Source organism: Ruegeria sp. N8 (genome assembly GCF_056531325.1).
The window spans coordinates 39,107-59,688 of record NZ_JBQFLQ010000013.1 but is presented as its reverse complement, the minus strand read 5'-3'; the positions used below and the strand labels follow the sequence as shown (position 1 = coordinate 59,688).

Annotated in this window: 22 protein-coding genes; 9 read left to right on the top strand and 13 right to left on the bottom strand. The window is 52.1% G+C overall.

What is annotated here, in order from left to right; all coding sequences use genetic code 11:
* Positions 1-716: 716 nt before the first annotated feature.
* Positions 717-1,604 (top strand): LysR family transcriptional regulator, encoded by an 888-nt coding sequence (locus ACR0C5_RS18225; RefSeq protein ID WP_480878256.1) that lies wholly within the window; start codon positions 717-719, stop codon positions 1,602-1,604.
* 163 nt (positions 1,605-1,767) lie between these two features.
* Here ACR0C5_RS18225 and ACR0C5_RS18220 read toward each other — a convergent pair whose 3' ends face one another.
* The 3 genes from ACR0C5_RS18220 to ACR0C5_RS18210 all read right to left on the bottom strand — a co-directional run bounded on the left by ACR0C5_RS18220 (position 1,768) and on the right by ACR0C5_RS18210 (position 4,119).
* A complete protein-coding gene (locus tag ACR0C5_RS18220) occupies positions 1,768-2,277 on the bottom strand; it encodes a MaoC family dehydratase (RefSeq protein WP_480814062.1) in 510 nt (169 codons plus the stop codon).
* 66 nt (positions 2,278-2,343) lie between these two features.
* Positions 2,344-3,135, bottom strand: coding sequence for a class I SAM-dependent methyltransferase (locus tag ACR0C5_RS18215; RefSeq protein ID WP_480878254.1), 792 nt, complete (start codon positions 3,133-3,135; stop codon positions 2,344-2,346).
* Positions 3,136-3,198: 63 nt separating this feature from the next.
* Positions 3,199-4,119 carry a sulfurtransferase gene (locus ACR0C5_RS18210; RefSeq protein WP_480878251.1) on the bottom strand — a complete coding sequence of 307 codons (921 nt, stop codon included), beginning with the start codon at positions 4,117-4,119 and terminating at the stop codon, positions 3,199-3,201.
* 266 nt (positions 4,120-4,385) lie between these two features.
* Here ACR0C5_RS18210 and ACR0C5_RS18205 point away from each other — a divergent pair, with 266 nt between their 5' ends.
* The 3 genes from ACR0C5_RS18205 to ACR0C5_RS18195 all read left to right on the top strand — a co-directional run bounded on the left by ACR0C5_RS18205 (position 4,386) and on the right by ACR0C5_RS18195 (position 8,278).
* Positions 4,386-5,666, top strand: a complete 1,281-nt coding sequence (locus ACR0C5_RS18205; protein ID WP_480878249.1) for a tetratricopeptide repeat protein — start codon at positions 4,386-4,388, stop codon at positions 5,664-5,666.
* Between the two features lie 383 nt (positions 5,667-6,049).
* The gene (locus ACR0C5_RS18200) at positions 6,050-7,696 is read left to right on the top strand and encodes a hypothetical protein (protein ID WP_480878247.1); all 1,647 of its coding nucleotides are present in this window, start codon (positions 6,050-6,052) and stop codon (positions 7,694-7,696) included.
* A 186-nt stretch (positions 7,697-7,882) separates the two neighbouring features.
* A complete protein-coding gene (locus ACR0C5_RS18195; RefSeq protein ID WP_480878245.1) occupies positions 7,883-8,278 on the top strand; it encodes a rhodanese-like domain-containing protein in 396 nt (131 codons plus the stop codon).
* Between the two features lie 56 nt (positions 8,279-8,334).
* On the opposite strand, the gene ACR0C5_RS18190 is transcribed toward ACR0C5_RS18195, so the two are convergent.
* Positions 8,335-9,207 carry a LysR family transcriptional regulator gene (locus ACR0C5_RS18190; RefSeq protein ID WP_480878258.1) on the bottom strand — a complete coding sequence of 291 codons (873 nt, stop codon included), beginning with the start codon at positions 9,205-9,207 and terminating at the stop codon, positions 8,335-8,337.
* A gap of 183 nt (positions 9,208-9,390) precedes the next feature.
* On the opposite strand from ACR0C5_RS18190, the gene ACR0C5_RS18185 reads away from it, so the two are divergent.
* Both ACR0C5_RS18185 and ACR0C5_RS18180 read left to right on the top strand, forming a co-directional pair.
* Positions 9,391-9,801, top strand: a complete 411-nt coding sequence (locus tag ACR0C5_RS18185) for a GFA family protein (protein WP_480878243.1) — start codon at positions 9,391-9,393, stop codon at positions 9,799-9,801.
* Between the two features lie 31 nt (positions 9,802-9,832).
* Positions 9,833-10,027 carry a DUF1059 domain-containing protein gene (locus ACR0C5_RS18180; RefSeq protein WP_170415288.1) on the top strand — a complete coding sequence of 65 codons (195 nt, stop codon included), beginning with the start codon at positions 9,833-9,835 and terminating at the stop codon, positions 10,025-10,027.
* Between the two features lie 243 nt (positions 10,028-10,270).
* On the opposite strand, the gene ACR0C5_RS18175 is transcribed toward ACR0C5_RS18180, so the two are convergent.
* The 8 genes from ACR0C5_RS18175 to ACR0C5_RS18140 all read right to left on the bottom strand — a co-directional run bounded on the left by ACR0C5_RS18175 (position 10,271) and on the right by ACR0C5_RS18140 (position 15,977).
* The gene (locus ACR0C5_RS18175; protein ID WP_480492649.1) at positions 10,271-11,986 is read right to left on the bottom strand and encodes an adenylate/guanylate cyclase domain-containing protein; all 1,716 of its coding nucleotides are present in this window, start codon (positions 11,984-11,986) and stop codon (positions 10,271-10,273) included.
* A gap of 186 nt (positions 11,987-12,172) precedes the next feature.
* Positions 12,173-13,003 (bottom strand): class I SAM-dependent methyltransferase, encoded by an 831-nt coding sequence (locus ACR0C5_RS18170; protein WP_480878240.1) that lies wholly within the window; start codon positions 13,001-13,003, stop codon positions 12,173-12,175.
* Positions 13,004-13,145: 142 nt separating this feature from the next.
* Positions 13,146-13,709 (bottom strand): hypothetical protein, encoded by a 564-nt coding sequence (locus ACR0C5_RS18165; protein WP_480878238.1) that lies wholly within the window; start codon positions 13,707-13,709, stop codon positions 13,146-13,148.
* A 23-nt stretch (positions 13,710-13,732) separates the two neighbouring features.
* Complete coding sequence (locus tag ACR0C5_RS18160; RefSeq protein ID WP_480722409.1) at positions 13,733-13,927, bottom strand: hypothetical protein; 195 nt, start codon at positions 13,925-13,927, stop codon at positions 13,733-13,735.
* Entirely contained in the window at positions 13,920-14,696 is a 777-nt protein-coding gene (locus ACR0C5_RS18155) for a hypothetical protein (RefSeq protein WP_480878236.1), read from the bottom strand. Before ACR0C5_RS18155 ends, ACR0C5_RS18160 begins: the two co-directional genes overlap by 8 nt.
* Positions 14,696-14,893 carry a hypothetical protein gene (locus ACR0C5_RS18150; protein WP_480878233.1) on the bottom strand — a complete coding sequence of 66 codons (198 nt, stop codon included), beginning with the start codon at positions 14,891-14,893 and terminating at the stop codon, positions 14,696-14,698. Before ACR0C5_RS18150 ends, ACR0C5_RS18155 begins: the two co-directional genes overlap by 1 nt.
* Positions 14,877-15,467: a hypothetical protein gene (locus ACR0C5_RS18145; protein WP_480878231.1), complete on the bottom strand. Its 591-nt coding sequence runs from the start codon at positions 15,465-15,467 to the stop codon at positions 14,877-14,879. Before ACR0C5_RS18145 ends, ACR0C5_RS18150 begins: the two co-directional genes overlap by 17 nt.
* Positions 15,468-15,470: 3 nt before the next feature.
* Complete coding sequence (locus ACR0C5_RS18140; protein WP_480878229.1) at positions 15,471-15,977, bottom strand: hypothetical protein; 507 nt, start codon at positions 15,975-15,977, stop codon at positions 15,471-15,473.
* 578 nt (positions 15,978-16,555) lie between these two features.
* Here ACR0C5_RS18140 and ACR0C5_RS18135 point away from each other — a divergent pair.
* The 3 genes from ACR0C5_RS18135 (at position 16,556) to ACR0C5_RS18125 (ending at position 19,882) form a co-directional block, all read left to right on the top strand.
* Positions 16,556-17,530 carry an adenylate/guanylate cyclase domain-containing protein gene (locus ACR0C5_RS18135; protein ID WP_480878227.1) on the top strand — a complete coding sequence of 325 codons (975 nt, stop codon included), beginning with the start codon at positions 16,556-16,558 and terminating at the stop codon, positions 17,528-17,530.
* 229 nt (positions 17,531-17,759) lie between these two features.
* Entirely contained in the window at positions 17,760-18,995 is a 1,236-nt protein-coding gene (locus ACR0C5_RS18130; protein WP_480878224.1) for an adenylate/guanylate cyclase domain-containing protein, read from the top strand.
* 437 nt (positions 18,996-19,432) lie between these two features.
* Entirely contained in the window at positions 19,433-19,882 is a 450-nt protein-coding gene (locus tag ACR0C5_RS18125) for a DUF411 domain-containing protein (protein WP_480878222.1), read from the top strand.
* A gap of 72 nt (positions 19,883-19,954) precedes the next feature.
* On the opposite strand, the gene ACR0C5_RS18120 is transcribed toward ACR0C5_RS18125, so the two are convergent.
* Positions 19,955-20,563: a Spy/CpxP family protein refolding chaperone gene (locus tag ACR0C5_RS18120; RefSeq protein ID WP_480878220.1), complete on the bottom strand. Its 609-nt coding sequence runs from the start codon at positions 20,561-20,563 to the stop codon at positions 19,955-19,957.
* Positions 20,564-20,582: the final 19 nt, after the last annotated feature.

Below are 20,582 nucleotides of genomic sequence, written 5' to 3'. Positions count from 1 at the left end.
ATCGCTCAGCCAGAAAAGGTCAGACATGTCACCGCTCATTTTCGAACGGTGAATCATGCCGAAGAACGGAAATCAATGGGTCCTGACCCTAGGTTCTTTCGCGGGCTTCATGAAAGTCGCGGTTCAAGAGACCCCCATTGGTGTCACAGGCGCCCCAACAGGTGCTGCAAATCTTTTGTCCATACTTAATTGTCGTCGGTGAAGTCCCAAGGAAGTGCCAGACGTGCAGGCATTGATCAGACGTTCGAACGACCGCAGCGATAGGCGTGATTACAGAAGGTCTCGTATTGGTACTTACTCAATGGCAACAACACAGGTGCGTGGCTGTCACTTCCAGCTTGCAGCTGTATTTGGCGTGATCTAATCGCCCTGTTCGGCCGATTGTCACCAAGTGTTTTCAGAACCTTTCTGGATACAGACTCATCATGTTCTGAACGTCCAGCTCACTCGAAAACGCGTCCGGATTATTCCAGATCACCTCATTTATATAGTCGCGTTCCGAGTGAAGATCATTGTCCGTAAGCCGCGGTTTCCGGGTTTCGGGGAAGGCTCTTTTGGTCCAACCGAACAGTCCACCAAATACGGTCCAGATGCTGGGTGACATTGTATGGGAAGCCATCTCATGGTCCTTTCCGAGTTACTTGTGCTGTCGCAACAACAGTAACTGTTCACCTGTTTTTCTGGTATCCGGCACAAAATTGTGCTGTTCTACAAAAATGAAGAACGGGTTCCGAAATTGGTCGGATATTCGTGTGTTCCTCTCTGTCTTCAGAGAAGGGTCGACGCTTGCGGCCTCCAGAAAGCTAAAGGTCTCCCAACCAACGGTTGCCCGACGCATTGATGTTCTCGAAAGAGAAACAGGATTGACGCTTTTTGAGCGCGGTACGCACGGGTTCAAACCAACCCCAGAAGCCCTTCGCCTCGCTCCCCTCGCAGAAGCAATCGAGGCTTCAGTCCTCGAATTTGCCGATTGCGCGAAAGAATTGACGTCGACACAACCCATCCGTATCACCGCTTATTCGGCAAACTTCTCCTCACGCATGATCGAAATCGTAAATGAGTTTTCCGCCAGCAATCAGGATGTCGCATTTGAGTTTTTGTCCAGCGTTCGGGCACTGGACCTGATGGCTGGGGAAGCCGACATTGCGTTGCGCCTTGCAAGAACCGATCCTGATCCTGACCTGATCTGCAGGAAGATCAGCACGGCGCGCTGGTCTTTGTTCGGCAGCAGAAATTACGCGGACAAATTTGGCTTACCGGGGTCAACGAATGATCTGGCCGGGCATCAATTTGTTACCTTTCAGCGGGACGATGTGCCAAATGTATTCCACGAATGGTTGACCAATCACGTGGAGCCGGACCAGATTGTCATGTCTTTCACTGAACTGGAGCTAATGCATGCGGCAATCAGGTCAGGGCAAGGCCTTGGGATCAGCAATGTCAAGCTGGTGGAAACAGACATGTCTTTCATCCGATGTTTCGACGAAATCCCTGAACTTGCGGTGCCGCACCTAATGCTCATTTCGCCGGAAGCCTATCGTCGGCCAGAGGTTAGAGCCTTCGTTAAGTTCTTCGCACCTCGCTATGCGGCAATCTACAAGTAGTTATTTATGCAAAAAGGATTGAGAACACGCGAACAAGCTAGTTTGCATGTACGCCACGACCGCAATTGCGAAAAGAAGCCTTATGTGGCGAGCCCAAGGATACTCTTGAAGATGACAATGGGAGATCAAATTGATCGCCGCGCCCCAGTCGCTGCAAACCGCCTTAACTCCGACATGCCATCACGTGATGCATGACCAGGTTAAGAACTTCAACATCGTTCTGGTTAAATGTCTGGTATCGGAATTTGACCGTTCCCCGGTCTGGCTTCGAACGTGACGGTGTAATTGCCTCAACCGTGACGCGCACGCTGATCGTGTCACCGGAATACACCGGAGCCAGCCACCGTACCTCGTCCATACCATGTCCACCCAGATTGGTGCCGGTAAGTACACCAGTGTCGCGGAACAACCTGAAAGTAAGCGCTATTGTTTGAAATCCACTGGCGATGAGACCGCCGAACATCGACTCTGCGGCAGCCACTTTGTTAACGTGGAAGGGCTGCGGGTCATGAACCAGTGCGAAGTCAATAATCGCTCCCTCGGTCAGCGTAACGCCTCCGGTTTCGAAGGTTTCGCCAACCGACAAATCGTCGATGTATTTTCCGCTAGCCATCGCAAAAGTATAGTTTGATGCAGACTCAACCGTCAACGCGGAGCCAGGCTCGGCCGCCACTAATGCCGCATTATCTTTCGGCCATGGCAAAGATCGTATTGGAGAACTGAGCCAGTGGTCGTTGACCTATACCGCGGCGACAAAAAGGTGCGCTTCTTGCGGTACGTGCAATACGCCTTTTTTGTCATATCTAGACAAAGCGTCTGCAACCTCTTCCACGACCTTGTTGGTGACGTCAGCACCTGCATCCCTAAGATCAGTTTCGATTGGCAGCGCCATGATTTGCGCACGAAGGTCAATAAATCTTCGCTCTAGTACCAATGGCTCGTGACGAGCTATCTTGAAGCCTGCATCGACCAACAACTTAGAAATGAGGTCCCCATCTCGAAACGAAAAAGGCGCTCTGGCTTTTACTGCGGCATCTGTTCCAACATGCCGTTCGAGAGCTTTTGCAAGCGCTCCATTGAAGGGCGACACTGCGCGCCAACATGTCAAAAATAGCTGACCTTCATTGCGTAAGATCCTATGAACTTCCTGCAAAGCGGCGGATTTGTCGGGGAAGAACTGAAGCCCCTGTTGTATGAAGGCATAGTCAAACGTAGCATCTTCGAAAGGTAACTCGGTTACATCTGCTGCATACCACTCGAGCACATGACGACAATCCGGCTGATTGGACTGCGCGACTTCAATCATAGTTTCGTTCAGATCTACGCCAACAACCCGGCCTTTGCCCGTCAGTTTCCTTGCAATCTCTCGCGTCAAAGCCCCGGTGCCGCATGCGATGTCGATAACACAAGTGCCGCTTCGAAGCTGAACCTTCTGCATTGTTGCTTCAGCCAATGGGCCGAACATCGCAGGCACACTATGGTTATTGTACTTCTGCGCAGCCTCTTTGGTCAGCCGGAAATTGTCCGTCATCAAAATATCCTCCTAGCAACGCGTCAATAATTGGACCACCCAAAGTGACCCAAAATCGTAATCTCACGAGGTTTCAACCGGAAGGCTCTCATCGGCGCTCCACTCAGCCCATGAACCAACGTACAGGCGGGACTTTTCGAACCCCATTTGGCGCAACGCAAGGAGCCCACAAGAAGCAGCTATGCCACGGCCGCAATAGGCGATGACCTCATCGTCAGTTTGAATTCCCTTGTCCTGATAGTGCTTGAGGAGCTTGGAATGATCCGCCAACTTGAATGAACCACGTTCCTTTAGTTTAGCTGCACGTTCGGCAATGGGTATGTGTGCCAAATCCGGATCGATGTTCGATATCGCCGGTATGTTGACGGCACTGGGAATATGTCCCGAGCGACCTCCCCATGTGTGTACTCCGTCGCCTCGGAAGAGGTTGTTTGGTAGAAAGTCCACAATTCTGACTCCGGGCTTACCCATCGCATCCAAGACATCAGCTTTGCGGGCAATCCAATTGCTCTGCACTGTTGGTTCAAAGTCACCATGCTCAACGGTTAGATCGCCAGTTTCAGTGGGTCGACCTTCGAGTTTCCATTGCTGCAAGCCGCCGTCCAAGACCTGCACGTTTTTATGGCCATAGTGCGAAAGTGCCCACCAAAGACGCGCAGACGCCAATGGAAGCCCGGAGTCATCGTAGACCACGACATGACTGTCGTCGGAAACACCCAACTCACGCATCCTTTCCCCGAAGTCCTCTGGGCCGAGCATCATGTCGGGAGTGTTCTGAGTGCTGTCTGCAAGCTCCGTCGACATGCCAACATACACGGCGCCAGGAATGTGCTCGGCCTGGAACTCGCTCCTATCGTCATAGGCTACGCCCTTGCCGTTTTCCTCCCTAAACTTCCAGCGAACATCAATGATGCGTAGTTTCGGGTTAGTCAGGTTATCTGCCAACCAAGCCGTATCAATGAGCGGGCGAGTTTGGGTTGTCATACCTACTTTCTCCTCTAACCGGACGCGGGGCGAGCCGTACGGAATAATCCCCAAAATTGCTTTCGGAGTCCAATTTTGGAAAATCGGGATTTGATAAAGTAAATATGATTTAAACGGCATGTTGATGATTTCATGAGACTTCTGAAAGAAACGGATGCTGAAATCATGGCGCCTCGTACCGTCGATTTCCTTTGACTCGTTTATGGCTAGGCATGCTCATATAGCTAACTGACGGACAGGTTTGGTACAGATAGTGGAAGGTTTGGATGCTTGAAGATCGATACGGAAGCCCGCTAACGACCACATCACAAACTGCGCGAGACGCGTACGTTGAAGGCATCGACCGTTTTCTGGGTGCTTTTGATGATGTTGAAGAAGCCTACCGATCAGCAATGCGGGCAGATGATGGTTTTGCTATGCCGCATGTTGGGTTTGCGCGCTACCTTGTTACTGTCGGGCGTGGACAAGATGCAAAGCGTGAAATAGCCGTCGCAAAAGAGCTTTCGCATGGCGTCAGCCCGCGCGAAGCCGCCCAGATCGACATTATCAGCGATCTCATTGAGGGGCGTGCACCGCAGGCCTACAGGCGCATCCGAGATCACGTCGCAGACCATCCGCGAGATATTTTGCTTGCTCAGACATGTACCAGCGTATTTGGTTTAATAGGGTTTTCAGGTCAGGCTGGACGCGAGGCAGAGCAGCTTGCGTACACAACCATGTTAAAGCCACACTATGGCGACGACTGGTGGTTTCTCTGCCAGCATGCATTTGCCCAGATGGAGGCCGGACAGATTGGCCCGGCCGCGGAAAACATCGAGCGCGCACTTGAGTTGAAGCCAGACAGCGCACACAGTGCACATGTCAGGGCCCATCTCTACTATGAGAACGGGGAGACGGACGCTGGCTACGCTTATCTTCGCGAGTTCTGGCAAGACTATCCCTTCACAGCGTATCTGCACTGCCATCTCAGCTGGCACGTCGCTCTGTGGGCGCTTGAGAGCGGCGATGTGGCAGGTATGTGGAAGCTGTTCGATGATTATGTTTCCCCCGACCGACCTCCTGCGCCGCCACTTAACGTTTTGACTGATAGTGTAGCAATTGTTCACCGCGCCTTTTTGGCTGGCGAGCAAATTCCTCAGGAGCGTTGGCAACAACTCAGCGACTATGCTGTTCAGTTCTTTCCTTCGCCTGGCTTGGCTTTTGCGGATGTTCACGCGGCTATTGCGCATGCGATGGCGGGACAAAGAGAGCGTCTGGAAGCAACCATTGACGGCGCAAAGGGACCCGCAGGCCCCACCGTTGCTTCGGTAGCAGGCGCATTCCGTGCGTTGGCGGATGGAAATGCGGACGAAGCGATTGAGAAATTCGTAAATGTCATGTCTGAGCACGAACGCCTTGGTGGTAGCCGGGCGCAACGCGACATTATTGAGTTTTCATTGGCGCATGCGCTGGCAATATCGGGACAATCGAATGAAGCTCGACGTATCCTCAACATGCATCGACCGCATACCTCTCACGACCATGCAGTTGCCACGCTAGAAGGGTAGGGTGCCCGTATTTTTGACGCCCGCAATGAGCCCAAATTACACGTTTTCAACGCCAGTTAGAACAGAAGCTGTCGCACGACCTTACCAGGCCCCAAAAGTGTTGGTTGGCGGAAAAGACCAACCTGACTGCCGACATCAGCTTTCTCAAAAGACCGTCTTAGGTGTGCGAGCGGTGTTTTTGGTCTTGTCGGTGGGCTACTGTGGATGGATTGGACGGTGCGTCACGCACGTAGCCGATAAGTTGATCAGTCGCCAAGAAGAGTGCTTCGATCAAATGGGGCTCATATAAGTCGGGTCTATGCCTTGGGTCGGCTTTGATGTCGCCAGTATCGAGAAGCAGCCCATTGTGGTAACCTCCTACCTTTAATTAGGGGGTTATTGTGATGGAATACTATGATCTCGGTAGCTACAGCCGAAAGATCACAACCTCGTCGGACGAAGCCCAGCTTTGGTTTGATCGTGGTTTGGCTTGGACTTACGCGTACAACCACGAAGAAGCGATTGTATGCTTTCAGAATGCCGTGGCTGCGGATCCAAATTGCGCAATGGCGCATTGGGGCATCGCGTATTGCATTGGGCCGAACTACAACAAGCCCTGGGAAACATTCGAAGAAGACGAGAAGCCTGACTGTATCGCCTTGGCAAAAGCGTCAATCGAGGCTGCTGCGTCGTTAAAGGACAAACTGACGCCTGTTGAACGCGCGCTCATCGAAGCCATTCCGGCTCGTTATCCATCCTCATCGGATATTGAGGATTTCAGCCCGTGGAATGATGCCTTCGCTGACGCGATGCGAAAGCTGCATGCTGAATTCAAACAGGATCTCGACGTTTGCGCCCTCCTGGCCGAGGCACTCATGAATCGGACCCCTTGGCAGCTTTGGGACTTGCCGACTGGGAAACCAGCGGATGGAGCCGATACACTTGAAGCCATAGCAGTCCTCGAAACTGCATTTGATACACTCCCCGGAGCATGGGAGCACGCAGGGCTCCTTCACATGTACATTCACCTGATGGAAATGTCGCCAAATCCTGAGCGAGCCCTTCGCCATGGTGATGTGCTCAGCACGTTGGTGCCTGAAGCCGGGCACTTGCTTCACATGCCCACCCATATTGACGTCTTGTGTGGAGATTACATGAACGTTGTGTTGCGTAATCACAAAGCCATCTTGTCAGATCGAAAGTTCCTGGAACGCGAAGGTCCTGACAACTTCTATTCCGTTTACAGGTGTCACAACTACCACTTCAAAATCTACGGAGCGATGTTTTTAGGGCAGCCAACGGCGGCACTGGAAGCTGCCGATGAGCTTGTCGAAACTTTACCTTCAGAGACACTTCGACCAATGGCTGATTGGTTCGAGGCGTTCATTCCTATGAAACAACATGTATTGATCAGGTTTGGACGCTGGCAGGCTATCCTTGATCAGGATTTACCTGAAGATTCGGAGCTCTACAGCGTCACAATCGCCATGATGCGGTATGCAAGGACGGTTGCCTTGGCCAACCTACACAGGGTCGCTGAAGCCGAGAGTGAAAAAGCCAAGTTCTATGATGCTCTGGCCAGAGTTCCTGAGACCCGAATGCTGTTCAACAACACATGCCAGGACATTCTGAAGGTCGCTGAGCAAATGATGCTGGGTGAGTTGGCCTATCACGCAGGAGAGCACGAAACGGCCTTTGATCACCTGCGAAAGTCAGTCGAGATCGACGATAACTTGCCATACGACGAGCCATGGGGCTGGATGCAACCCACCCGTCATGCGCTGGGTGCTCTTCTTCTTGAACAGGGCCAGATGGAGGAAGCCGAAGCTGTTTACCGTGCAGACCTTGGCCTGGATGCAACGCTCAGCCGGGCCTGTCAGCATCCGGGCAACGTCTGGAGCCTGCATGGTTTGCACGAATGTCTCACCCGGCGCGGTGAAACGGTCGAAGCCGCCCACATTAAGCTACAACTGGACAAGGCCGCTGCCCGCGCCGAGGTGCCGATAAAGGCGTCGTGTTATTGCAGGCAGAAGGCGTTGGCCGCCGAGTAATCTCGGATCAACAGCAATGGCTGGGGCATTTGCGAGGCCCGCTTCTGCCGTTGATCGGGAATTGTTTAACTTCGTTGATGGCAACCGTCTGGGCGACCACAAGACCGGCAATCATCGCTTGGATGCCGTTTTGCGGTAAATCAGCCGCATGGTAGCATCGCGTAAGATTTGCAGTCGGGGGGCAACATGGTCTTAACATTCGCACAAATGGAAGCTCAGGAAATATCCAAAGCAAATCCAATTTCAGCAACTGACGCGCTGGCAGTACTGATCGAAGACCCCAACGCACTTGTGGTGGACGTGAGGGATAGTGCTGAAATGGCGGCCACGGGTATCAGCCCGAGAGCAATTCCGGCTCCTGGTCGCGCCGTCGCTTGGATGGCAGACCTTGAAAGTGAATACAGATCTCAAGAGTTACAGGATCGTGGAAGGCGAATTTTCACCACTTGTGGCGGAACTCCAAGCTACCGAGGCGCGGCAGCGGCAAATGTATTGACTGCGATGGGTTTTCAAAACGTGCAGTTCATTGATGGAGGGATGGCGGCTCTGATCGCAGCTGGCTCCTCCACAGAGCAGCCTTAAGAAACGGCGAGACCAACGGTCTTGAGCAAACAGAGCAGGGGGAAATTAGATACGTCTCAGCTTCCAGAGTTGTGTCTCGATACGACTTGCGACTGAGACATAAGCCAATTGACGAACACCTTAGCCTCGGGACGCTGAAATTCTGCTTGAGTCTGGATGTAATAGACGCCGAAGAGTGGCTCAGAGAACAACTCAATCATCCGACCAGATGACAGATCGTCCAAAAAAAAAGCTCTGGCAGAATACGTTATACCGTCACCCCGGCGAACCGCAGTCATGATCAAGTTCCCAGGCATGTGATTTATCGTCAATGGCTCGGGAGGTACGACTCCATGATAGGTGAACCAGTCGGCCGCCTCGTTTGTGCCCAGTTCCTGCAACCAGGGCAGCTTCGTTAAAGAGGCCGGGTCACGCAGATCTTGGCCTTCCACCAGTGAAGGTGCTCCGATCACGACCATGTCGGAAACAAGGACAGTGTCCTCTTCTTTTCTTGGCATGCGTCTATCGTGATACCGAATGGCGACATCGATGCCGCCTGGTCTTATCTGAACCAGTTCAGAAGTTGGGTTCAGCATCAAAGTGATCTCTGGATGTTGTTGTTGAAACTCTGCCATTCTCGGCAATAGCCACTCCACCGCGAATGCGGGTGACATTGTCACTTGAACGGGACGCTGCGCCGTGTGTTCTGCCAGTCGTTCGACACCCCTTGCAATGATTTCAAAGCCGATACCGAGTTCACGTGCGAGAATGATGCCTGGCTCTGTCAATTCAATGCTGCGCCCACGTCTAACAACGAGAGCTACACCCAAATGCCTTTCCAACGATTTGACCTGCTGGCTGACAGCCGCTTGGGTCACGTTCAAGCGTTCAGCAGCCACGGTGTAACTCCCAGCTTCCGCAACCGCTGAGAAGGCGCGCAAAGCGTTCATTGGGGGAAGGTGCAGCCAGTCCATGCTGTAGATTTTCTAATGTTTGATTAGACTATTTGAGTCGCATGATATCGGCATTCTTGACATTATTCACAGTGAAATCTGCGCTTCTATTATAAAATATTGGAGCGGATGCTTTAGTGCTGATGTCAACCTAGCCGCATGCCAGGAGATCTTGATACGATGGAAAAACTTCAAGGTGGATGTTACTGTGGTGCTGTTCGATACCAGATCGCGACACCACCTGTCTGGTCGGGACATTGCCATTGTCGTTCATGCCAAATGGCCGTTGGTGGCGCCTTTGCAACTTGGGCTAAAGTGGCCGCCGAAGACTTCGCCGTTATCAAAGGCGAAATCCAACACATTGAGAAAACTTCGGGTATTCGCCGCGGGTTTTGTCGGGACTGTGGAACGACGTTGACCTATGCCGCCCTAAATGAAGTTGAGGGCCAAGACTGGAGCGCTGACGCTTGGTTTTCTTCTGTAACGTTGGACGACCCATCGATTGCGCAACCCAAGGCCCACATCTTCGTGTCACATCAGCAGCCATGGATAAAACTCGACGACGGGCTGCCGACGTTTCCTGAGTTCTAAGCAACTTTTCGAGCGAACGGAGGAGAAAGCGATGAACACTGTTTATTCATATGCCTGCAAGGATTGCGAAGGCATGGAGGCCTGCCCGGGCAAAGTAGTTGCTGCGACCAAGGACGAAGTCTGGAAGCTCATGGAACTGCACGCGGTGGTCGCCCATGGAGAGGACCCCAGCTCGTGGGACGCCGACACTCGAGAATATCTGGAAACACTGATAAAGCCCGCGTGATCAAATAAATTAAGCTTCAAGTTCCTGCGGATAATCGGCCAAAATTTTGGCTTGGTTTGTTTAACCGCGAAGGGCAGCTTTCCTCCGCAACCGGGAAATTGCTAGGCCCATTTGTGATTATCCGGTTTGGACTGCGGCCCACCGCCAAGGCACCTAGAAGCGCAAGGCCATCGCGAACCCAAATCGGAAACGTGTGAGATCGGTTTCCATCACAAACCAACCTTCTACTGCGAAACCCTGCTCTTATTCAGGCAAACCGGCTAGTCGCAAAGACGCACAGTCTTTCTCCAGCCTTTCTCTGTCAGAGAAAAGTTGAGTTTTCGCCCAGTCCGATATGGAAAACTGAGGGCGGTATTTCATCACATTCCGTGCTTCATCGCGAGCGGCCTCAAGGTTCTCCGTCTCTACATGGACGATTACGAGGTCGAGGTGACCAAAGCCTTCAACCCTTTGACCATATTCGGTGAATGCTTTCTTGGCTTCCTCGTATTGACCGTCGAGTCGAAGGGCTAAACCCAGAACGCCTGCATACCAACCTGGATAGTGAGGGTTCAGGGTAATGGCTTGTTGTGCGACTTGGATCGCTTCATTTGCCTGGCCATTGAAAGCTAGGGTGATTGACAGTCTGGCAGCCACGTCAGCGTGGTTTGGATTCAGCGCTAGTGCCTCGTTGAACTTCTCGATAGCCGAAACCAGCTTGCCATCGATTGCATCCGCAAAACCCGCAATAGCGTGAGCCTCTGGGTTGTAGCTGTCTATTTCCAGAGCTCGCTGAGCGCAGTCACGAGCCTCCGCTAGCGCGGCACGCCGGTCAGCAACAAATCCATGTCGTGCTTCGACAGTGCAAATGAATCCCAAAGTACAATACGGAGCCGAGTAACCCGGGTCGAGTGCAATTGCCTGTTGTGCAAATCGGCGAGCGTCGGCCTGAGCTTCCCTGGTAATTCTGCGCGAAGCCTCAACGGCCTTTAGTTGAGCAGTCCACGCGCCTAGGTTATTTGTGCCGGATCCTCTGAAACGAGCCATTTCTCCCGCCAACAGTTCGACTTGAAGCTCGGTTGCAATCCTAAGTGCGATTTCATCCTGAACTTCGAATACATCTTCAATGAGGCGATCATAGCGGTCTGCCCAAATATGCATGCCGGACTTTGCATCGATTAGCTGTGCTGTGATCCTCACCCGGTTACCGCTTTGACGGACACTTCCCTCAAGAACAAGATCGACACCCTGCTCCAGACCGACCTGTTTCACGTCAACGGAGCGACCTTTGTAGACGAATGTAGAGTTACGCGCGACGACCAGTAAATTCGGGAGTTTTGATAAAGTGGTGATGATCTCTTCGGTAATTCCATCTGCAAAAAACTCCTGATCGGGGTCAGAAGAGAGATTATCGAAAGGTAAGACGCCGATTAGCAGAGACTTTGTATGGCTAGCCGGAGTTACTCGCGGTGGGGCAGAACCTGGCGGCGACCATTGGAAAACTTCTATTGGTGACGGCGCGTTCTTAAACTGTCGCTCTCCAGCGCGATAAAATTGCTCAGCGAGGCGCTCGTCAAGGCTGCGATGGACGACATCTGAAATTAACACAGCCCCTTCGTTGGAAGCCTCTTGTAGACGTGCAGATAGATTGATGCCATCGCCGAAAATGTCATCTTCGTCGAATACGACATCTCCAAGATGCACACCCACTCGTAGTTTCAATGAGGACTGAGTTGACACCTGGCTTTGAAGATCAAGGGCGCATCGTACTGCATCAGATACCGAGTTAAACTCGACTATCCATCCATCACCCATCCTCTTAACGACATTACCTCGATGATCGCTAACCAAAGGATCAAATAACTCTCGACGTAGAACACGAAGTTCGCTGAGAGTCCTATTTTCATCTGCCTTAATCTGGCCTGAGTAGTTTACTACATCGGCCGAGAGTACTGCGGAAAGTCTGCGGTCTCCATTCATGTCTATTGGTAGCGCAAATTACGCTGCTTGGAAAAGACAACATGATTTTCTGAACGTCGCGCATGTCCTAGTGAATGGCTTAGTGCAAAACTGAAAAGCGTGACTGTGAATGTCTGCTTCGGGCTGCCATCGGTCCATCCGCACACCGCAGAGAATGATTAATTCGAGCCCAGTGCGGACGCAAAGTTAGATGGGCAGACGGGCGTGGATCTCAATCGGGGCTATCAATCCGCCTTCTATGTTTCGCACCATGTTTTGGATCTTTAGCGCTGTGTCGTCGCCCATGATCAGATGCAGGCCAAGATGTGGAGGACCATCCGCACGGCTTTGCGCAGCCGCCAAATCTTCAAAGAATTGTTTGGCAAACACGGTGCGGTCGATCCTATCGGTCAATTCGAAACCAACGGACTTCAAAGCCGCCTCATATGTCTCTGGTGGTGCAAGCGCACTCTGATCCGAAGTCGAAGCCCAAGGCGCTGGATAATCCATATTGCCCTCGCCGACTTGCATCACATCGTAAATCGCAAATATACCCCCTGGTTTAAGCACACGCATTGCCTCCCGCGCGATGCCAACTTTGTCCGCAATGTTCATGCCGACGTGGATCATGTAAGCAGCGTCCATCGAGTCAGATTCCAACGGCAGATCAAGCACGCTGCCTTCGATGAGTTGAACCCGATCCGACATGCCCGTCCATTCTGTAAGGGCGCGTCCTGTTTCCACAAACTCGGCAGTTAAATCGATGCCGGTCACATGAGCACCAGTGGCCGCTGCGACATAGCGGGCAGGACCACCGAGGCCACATCCAAAATCGACAACCCGACTTTGGGGCGAAAGGTCTAAAGCCTGCACAAAAGGTTCGGTCGCAAGGCGTCCACCAATGTGAAACTCGTCAACCGGCGCCAAAGCGTCGCGAGAAATCGGTGGGGTCAAGTCTAGTGCTGCGCAACCATCAGAAATTCGCTTTAGCAAGTGACCGGAGTGGTAATGGTGCGCGACTTCATTGGGATCAGTCATGTTGAAGCCTCCCTAACTTATGCCGCTATGGTAGACTCGGTGATCTCGAATGTCAGCTCCGTCCGCTTATTCGGATTTGTAAAGTCCAGTTGCGAATGTTTGCCTAGGGCTGATTATCTACGTCAGGCATTTTTCGCCAAAATCATCGCTCATCTCCTTCCTGTGAGGCCTTCGCTGCTTGGTAGCATGTCCACAACCGCTCCACCTCATCTAGCGGATCGTCAGTGGTTCGCTTGTGTGAATTCAGCAGCTGTTTCATCGTTCGACGAGATGCATCATCCTGCATGATCTGGTCCGCACGCAGCACATCGACTTTTTGAACGTATTCAACCTCTGCTTCTGCCAGCAAGCGCTCCAGTAGTCCTGACGTTGATGAAGAATCTGAATAGATCCAACCCGCCGGGCATTGGTCGATGATGCCCGAAACCTGGCTTGCAACATCCACGGCAGGTGGAGCCGTCGAAAGGTTGATTGGAGATGCGTCCAAAACCTGATGTGACCAGTTCAGGGCAGGGTAGATGCGAGTTGACCAAGTGTATGGCTCGTCATCGATCACTCTCATGACCGCGATTTCAACTGGGTAGAACTGTCCTCTTACGGCTACGATCCTCAGGTCGCAGAACAGCACACTGACAACCGGTTCCGGCAGGCCAATATCCTTATAGACGCCGCCAGATCCTTCAGTGATTTTATCGTTTTCACTCATTCTGGCCACTTGTTCTCTATAATTCATCGGTCGGGCCACTCCGCTACACCATCAGCTGGCTCAATCTCCGCGATGTGTTCTTGCGCAGTCGCCAGAAGTGCCGGCCATGCATCTGAATCCTCTTTCAAGCGCGCTCGGATCTCCGCAATCAAGTTATCCAAAGGAATATCGTGCAATGGGCGACCAGAGATCGCTTCATCTGAAAACTCATCACTCATCGAAAGGGTTCCAATCGCCTTGCTCCTGACAGTGCGCGCACAGGGCAGTCGGCTTGTTCCTCTTCCGTACGATATCCCCCACATGGCCACATCTTGCACATGTGCGCTTGCTGTCCATTACGAGGCGCTTGAGCGGGAGATCCAAGCATTGATCGTATCGACGGAAGTCGATCTGGATTGAACCATCTGAGCCCGTCGTCACATCCGAGATCTGCACTTGAATCGGCGTCTCAAAGGTCTCCCGAACCAAATGCTCAGCCTCCGCAAGAAACCTCCCCAGCAGTACGAGCCGACCCGGGCCAATGCTTGGCCATAATGATGCCGTATCAGCGCTCACCAGGTCTGGAAAGCGATCTGCAATGTTGAGCTCAAGATCTGTCGGCCAAGTCGCCTCCGCATCTTCAAATCGGCTTTCGAGGAAATCGTTGTAACACCAACAACAAAGCGTCGTCAGATAGCCTTGCACGAGCTGGCTTTCAGCAGAATTCCCACATTTCTCACACGTCTTCTCGATCTGGTCTACACGCGTATCAAGCTCGTCGAGAGTATTCTGGTTGCACTTTCGTGTGTAGACACGAAGGCCTCCCAACTTTTGCTTGATCTGTACGATCACCGGCAACTCATCTCCAAAGACATCGGGGTGTTGCGCAACACTGTGCTTCACATCTTCTAACACTAGAGCGAGCTGGTCAGCCCAGCCCACACGATGCTCTCCAAGGGCTTTCAGCACGCTTGTATGGATGTCATTCCAGTCAACGACCTGTTTCATCACACATCCTTCAGCGCGCCAGATTTTTTATCAATAGCGCGCATGATCTCTTCATCAGTGAGATCTTCGATCCCTTCGAAATCGGCAGGCGAGATTGGGATCACAACACTGCTTTCACTGTCGTGGACAGCGAACGACAGCTTCAGGAACCTTGGATCTTCAGTATTTGAGAAACCCGGCTCAATTGTCCTCGTCATTACCGTTCTCTTCGTCAGCGATAAGATCATCCAACTCGCGAATGCTCGCCCGGATCTGCGAAAGCAGTTCGTTGTCACTCTCATTCACCTTTCGCGCTCTGATTTCGTCTGCACTGACCGGATCAGACAGTCTTGCATGGCCCAATGCGATCTCAGCTGCTTGCAGTGCCAAAAGCGCCCTGGTCAGTGGATCAATCTCGACGTCAGCGATGAGCTCATCAAAATCATCCGGGCTGCTGATTGGGTCAAACAGCGGTGCTCGCCCGGCGAGAAACTCGACCTTCTTTAACTTCAGGAACGCAGTCGTCAGCTCATCCATCTCAGCGCGGGGCTCTCGTGCTCCTGTCTTCTCCATCCAGAGCTGCGCGGCCTTCTGGACCAAAGACCAGACAGTCTGCTTTCGACGATGCTGCAAGATCTCGCCACGAATGCTCTTCTCCTTGATTCCGAGCCTTTCAGACGCTCTCTCATTCATCTGGATTTCATAGTCGGACAAATCAGCCAGCTCGCTGATATTGCCCAAATGAGCCCGAGCCACTTCGCTTTCATTCACATAGACGACGATCTTGAGCACTACTCACCCCCCTTTCTTCACACATGCAGGGCAGCGTCCCTGATCATCAGATCGGTCGATCTGACCGAAGTATCCGCAGATACCGCAGGTCATTCGATTCCGAGCAGGCTTTTTTCGAACACCAAAAAACCTCTTCCTTTCCGGATGGCGCTTGCTCGCGACATCATGCGCGCACCAACAACACAGGGTCGTGTACCACCCATCCAAAATCTGGGTTTCGGCAGCGTTTGAGCATCGTTCACAGGTACGATTTGCTCGTGCAATTGTGGCGGTGATCATCGACTGGATGTGTCGATCATCACACCGGTGGTAGATGCGGAGCTCGCCGAGTTTCTCTTTGATCTGGAGGATGAAGGGGTAGGTGGCATCCTTCTGATCACAGTGTTCTTTAACCTCTGTGAAGAGCGTCGCTACCAAGCCTGACCAGCCTTCGGGTGTGCTTCCGAGGCTCTTCTCGACCGATTGCTTGATATCGTTGAAATCAATTGTGTTCATGACGCCGTCCGCCATGTCGGACACCTCCTGAGGATGGTAGGAGGCGTCGGAATCGAACCGACTAGTGCACTCTAATCTGGAGCAATTACAAGGATATAAGCCTCGCCCGCATACCAATGCTGCCTCCCACGGATTTCGCGTGGGTTATCGACCTCAGGCCGATATTCGATGGCAGTGGATGCGTGTGTATGTCATGATCGGAAGCTGAACCAGTTCGTATAACCATGTCAAGACGGAGCGTGCTGTACTTAGAAATTCACCGCGTAGTTCTGGGAACCTTCTAGCTTAGCGTGTGCCCGATACACTCACGCATCTTATTTTGCGGGTCAGTACAGCGTCGAGTAGCTCTCCGACAGCGAAACGATTCGATACCCTGTGATCCGGACTCGAACTCAGAAACTCCGTCGATAGTTCGCTCTGAACCGACGTGCGTCTTTTGATCTGCGTCTTATGCGCTCCGTTCTGGAGAAATACAAAAGTCTTGATCTGACCAAACCTCAGCGGCAGCATTGACCTGCATCTTTCGAAAAATGGAGATCCCGGTTGCAAGACCTTGTAAGCCTCATTCCATTTAGCGTCTCGAGTCATTTGTGATGATACGTTCCTCACCTGAGCTGCTGGCGGTTTCGAGGCGTTGGTATGAAATACTCAGAACCAAGAAGAATACTGACGAGTTGCAGGATTTTCTGTCGAAAGCAGATGAACTACGGTTCGTTGGGACAGGAGAAGGTGAGTTTTGGAGCGGGCAAGCAGTTCGCGATGGGGTTAGCGGCTTTTTCGCGGAGATCCCGGCACCAGTCGTTTTCGAAGAAGTTGAAGCTGAGGCCTTCGATAACGGAGAGACGGGATGGTCATCCTTCGTCCACAAGATTCAGTTTGTCGGCTTTGATGAAGCCGTCTTTTACCGCACCGTTCTGATTTTTGTCCTGGAGGGAGCAGCCTGGAAGATCATCAATCGCCACGCTTCAGTGCCAACTCCAAATATTGAACTCGTGGGTAAAGAGCAGCTGGCCATCCAAAAACTGGTTGATGCTGCGCGCGAAGATGGACCCGAACTGATCCAAACCGAAGGTTTGGCTTCAGTACTTTTCACTGATGTGGAGGGCAGCACAACGTTGGCGGAGGCGTTGGGCGATCAGCGTTGGTCGGTGCTGATCGAAAACCACTTCCAAGTCTTGGCGGCGATCATTGAAAAGTATCATGGCCAGTTCGTGAAATCCCTTGGAGACGGAACGTTGTCCGTCTTTCCGTCCGCGAAGGAAGCGCTAACGGCTGCTGTCAAGATTCAGAAGGCTATTGCATCGGCTTCCGAGGAGCCGTCTTTCGGTGTCCGGATTGGAATTCACACTGGTGATGTCGTGCAATCTCGTGGAGATTTTTTTGGCACTGTGGTCAACAAAGCTTCACGCATAACCACGGTTGGTGCGGCGGGCGAGATACTCGTTTCAGATGCGACTCGCGCCATGGTCGGAGGACGAACTGATTTCTCGTTTTTTGAAATAGAACCCAGACTCCTGAAAGGTCTACGCGGTCACCACGTCTTGTATCGGTTGGATTGGCAAGATTAAGTGTTGGGGGCGCCGTAACTCCGGCAAATCGCCTAGTCTCCTAGGGGAGCAGCACCGCCAGTAATTCCCGATGAATTGCGACCATCGCCCAGGTGTCGCGCGTGCAATACGCCACAAGATCAGCATATACCTTAGGGCTGCAAGCGCAGTGGGAGAATTGAATTTGATGTGTCCTTGAAGTGAATTAGACTACGAGCCAACTGTTCAGATAGCTCACTAAGAGGACATCATGGCAGCTCCTTTAGTCCAAAACTGGGAACTGACTGCCGCCGTTAAGGACATAGCCGATTGGCTGGTTCAACAGGGCTTGGAGAATGCGCCTGTGGAGCTCTGGCTTGAGGCATTCTGCCAACGTCTTGTTTCGGCAGGAATTCCACTTCAAAGAGCAAACATCACTGTTCGCGCTCATCATCCCGAGATTGGGACTGTCGCTTTTCGCTGGCACAGGGAAGGCGGTCATGAGCGAGAGAACTTTGTCCGAAGAACGGATGCGCCTGAGCAATACGTTCTAAGCCCGATTTACCATCTTTTGGCAAACAACGTTGAAGAGATCAGACAAGATCTGACAGTCGAAGAACCCGCGCTCAACTTTCCGATCTTCGACGAACTTCGCGCGCGCGGTGCAACTGACTACTTCGCTGTTAAACGGTTTTTCCTTATTCAGGACAATACTACGCCAGTCGATCCATTGCAGGCCGAGGAAGGTGCCATAATCTCATTGACAACCGACGCGAGCGGGGGTTTCACAAGCGAGCAACTTGATGGTTTGCGTCAACTGATATCTCCACTTTGCCTGACGCTGAAATGTGGGGCAAACCGGCTGATGGCTGAAGACATAACCGCCGCGTATCTGGGCAAAGACGCCAGTAGGCGCGTTCTTTCCGGGGACATCACCCGAGGTTCATCGGAAACTATTTCAGCGGTGATTTGGTATTTTGACCTGCAAGGATTTACCAAATTGTCAGAGGCGCTTCCGGGGGACTCAATCATAGAATTGCTAAACGACTACTTCGCGGAAGCTGTTGACGTAGTCGAACGCAATGGCGGTAACGTTTTGAAATTCATGGGAGATGGAATGCTTGCCATCTTCGATATCAATCAAGTTCCGGACGCTCGCCGCGTCGCAATTCACGCGGCCGTGGAGTTGCGAAATATCTTTGAGGAACTCAACCAACGACGGCAAGCTGATGGTTTGCCAACGACCGGCTTCACTCTCTCGTTGCACGCAGGCGATGTTCTTTACGGCAATATTGGCGGTAGGTCTCGCTTGGATTTCACAGTGGTCGGCCCAGCGGTAAATACAACTTCGCGCATTTTAGGCATGTGCAGCGCGCTTGATCAGAACATTGTGGTTTCCGATAAGGTGGCGGGTGACTTAGTGGGCTCCATTCCAAGTCTTGTTTCCCTGGGGCAATACAGATTGCGCGGTGTTGCTGAAAGACAGGAGCTGTTCACGATAGACTAACTGCCGCTATTTGGAAGCTGCCGCAATGGGGTGTTGACCTGCGTCAAAGCAAAGGTAGCCGGATTGCTACTAGGTTGGTTTGCACATGGAACAGAACTGTTGGATCAAGCACCCGCGAAGAGCGGCATTCTTGGTCATAGTGATTGCATTGTCAGGGTGCACGGGCAGGCACCACCAAGGCAACTGGCATGGCCACGGCTTAGAAGGTTGCTATGGACCTCACCACGACGTTGATCGCGAGGTCCGTTGCCGAACGCTCGAGTGAACTTGAGCCATACGCGATGCAACTCACAAAACGTTTGGCGACCAGTGTTATTTGGATTGAGATTCAGATCTTGTATCGAAACTGCCCGTTTGATGCTCAGTCCGGTAACATTGAAAAGTTTGGCCTTGGCACAATATCTTTGTAGTCCCATGAGGAAGCGGAGAAGAGACCAATGAAACGACGCGAATTTTTACTAGCGGGTACAGCAGCAGTGTTAGCCACTCCTGCCGTCGGTCAAGAAGCCCCACTCATCAAAGTCTACAAGACGCCAACCTGCGGCTGTTGTTCCGCGTGGGTAGATCACCTGATTTCCGCAGGATTTCGCGCCGATACGCTAGACATGGAACAGGGGCAGCTGTGGTCGCTTAAAGAACAAATGAAAATCTCAGATGAGCTTTCCAGTTGCCACACTGCAATTATTGGGGACTATTTTGTCGAAGGTCATGTCCCGGCAGTAGATATCTATCGACTTTTGTCCGAACATCCTGAAGGCCTCGGCCTAACAGTTCCAGGCATGCCGATGGGTTCACCCGGCATGGATTTTTCAGACGAACGAGAACCTTATGAAACCTTGCTCGTTGGTCTGGATGGAACAACGAGTGTGTTTGCTCGACATAGCTGAGAGATTGGATGAAGGGCAATCAGATTTCTTAGCTCCATGTCCAACATTAGTTTCCGCTGATTTCAAAAGGATTCAGCTGCAACCGTTGTGTTTTTTCCACATGGTTGGGTCGTGGCCTTCGGGCACATTGGAGCACGGGTCGTTCGCATACCCTCTTAGAATGCTGTATTGCTGGATTTGATCTGCGCTCAACAGCGGTGTTGTTTGCAGGTGCCGGGACAGATGAACCAGTCGTAATTCGGCCCTGGCAGTTTCGGCCGCTTCAACAAGTTTGTTTAGCTCGGCCAATTCAAGCTGGTCACCGGCAAACGCTTCACTCAACGCCGCCTCGGCCTCAATAAACCGCTCGCCTGCGACGACTGCCTGTACGCGCATTTCAGAATGGATCGCCTCAATTTTTCTCAGCTGATCCTTCGAGAGTCCAAGTTCATCTTTCAATTCGCGCAAGTGTGCTGGGCCTGGTTTGCCATTCAGCTCCGCTGGTAAAGCAAAACCCCAACCTCCGCCGCGCCGCAGCTCTTCTAAATCGGTGTCAGATAAGCTTTTGATGGTCCTGGATTGCAGTCCGGCGTATGGCATGACTTCAGCGTCGTGAGTGTGACTTTGCGCGAGTGCTAATTGAGAGTATTGGATCGTACAGAGCGCCGTTACAATCAGAAACTTAGGCATAATCTTAATCATGAAGTCTCCTTTCTGGCTC

What these genes read in the sequence shown, in the direction of transcription:
- ACR0C5_RS18225 (WP_480878256.1), top strand. Translation starts at nt 717, where the DNA reads ATGAAGAACGGGTTCCGAAATTGGTCGGATATTCGTGTGTTCCTCTCT.
- ACR0C5_RS18215 (WP_480878254.1), bottom strand. Translation starts at nt 3,135, where the DNA reads ATGACGGACAATTTCCGGCTGACCAAAGAGGCTGCGCAGAAGTACAAT.
- ACR0C5_RS18210 (WP_480878251.1), bottom strand. Translation starts at nt 4,119, where the DNA reads ATGACAACCCAAACTCGCCCGCTCATTGATACGGCTTGGTTGGCAGAT.
- ACR0C5_RS18205 (WP_480878249.1), top strand. Translation starts at nt 4,386, where the DNA reads ATGCTTGAAGATCGATACGGAAGCCCGCTAACGACCACATCACAAACT.
- ACR0C5_RS18200 (WP_480878247.1), top strand. Translation starts at nt 6,050, where the DNA reads ATGGAATACTATGATCTCGGTAGCTACAGCCGAAAGATCACAACCTCG.
- ACR0C5_RS18195 (WP_480878245.1), top strand. Translation starts at nt 7,883, where the DNA reads ATGGTCTTAACATTCGCACAAATGGAAGCTCAGGAAATATCCAAAGCA.
- ACR0C5_RS18190 (WP_480878258.1), bottom strand. Translation starts at nt 9,207, where the DNA reads ATGAACGCTTTGCGCGCCTTCTCAGCGGTTGCGGAAGCTGGGAGTTAC.
- ACR0C5_RS18185 (WP_480878243.1), top strand. Translation starts at nt 9,391, where the DNA reads ATGGAAAAACTTCAAGGTGGATGTTACTGTGGTGCTGTTCGATACCAG.
- ACR0C5_RS18180 (WP_170415288.1), top strand. Translation starts at nt 9,833, where the DNA reads ATGAACACTGTTTATTCATATGCCTGCAAGGATTGCGAAGGCATGGAG.
- ACR0C5_RS18175 (WP_480492649.1), bottom strand. Translation starts at nt 11,986, where the DNA reads ATGAATGGAGACCGCAGACTTTCCGCAGTACTCTCGGCCGATGTAGTA.
- ACR0C5_RS18170 (WP_480878240.1), bottom strand. Translation starts at nt 13,003, where the DNA reads ATGACTGATCCCAATGAAGTCGCGCACCATTACCACTCCGGTCACTTG.
- ACR0C5_RS18165 (WP_480878238.1), bottom strand. Translation starts at nt 13,709, where the DNA reads ATGAGTGAAAACGATAAAATCACTGAAGGATCTGGCGGCGTCTATAAG.
- ACR0C5_RS18160 (WP_480722409.1), bottom strand. Translation starts at nt 13,927, where the DNA reads ATGAGTGATGAGTTTTCAGATGAAGCGATCTCTGGTCGCCCATTGCAC.
- ACR0C5_RS18155 (WP_480878236.1), bottom strand. Translation starts at nt 14,696, where the DNA reads ATGAAACAGGTCGTTGACTGGAATGACATCCATACAAGCGTGCTGAAA.
- ACR0C5_RS18150 (WP_480878233.1), bottom strand. Translation starts at nt 14,893, where the DNA reads ATGACGAGGACAATTGAGCCGGGTTTCTCAAATACTGAAGATCCAAGG.
- ACR0C5_RS18140 (WP_480878229.1), bottom strand. Translation starts at nt 15,977, where the DNA reads ATGGCGGACGGCGTCATGAACACAATTGATTTCAACGATATCAAGCAA.
- ACR0C5_RS18135 (WP_480878227.1), top strand. Translation starts at nt 16,556, where the DNA reads ATGATACGTTCCTCACCTGAGCTGCTGGCGGTTTCGAGGCGTTGGTAT.
- ACR0C5_RS18130 (WP_480878224.1), top strand. Translation starts at nt 17,760, where the DNA reads ATGGCAGCTCCTTTAGTCCAAAACTGGGAACTGACTGCCGCCGTTAAG.
- ACR0C5_RS18125 (WP_480878222.1), top strand. Translation starts at nt 19,433, where the DNA reads ATGAAACGACGCGAATTTTTACTAGCGGGTACAGCAGCAGTGTTAGCC.
- ACR0C5_RS18120 (WP_480878220.1), bottom strand. Translation starts at nt 20,563, where the DNA reads ATGATTAAGATTATGCCTAAGTTTCTGATTGTAACGGCGCTCTGTACG.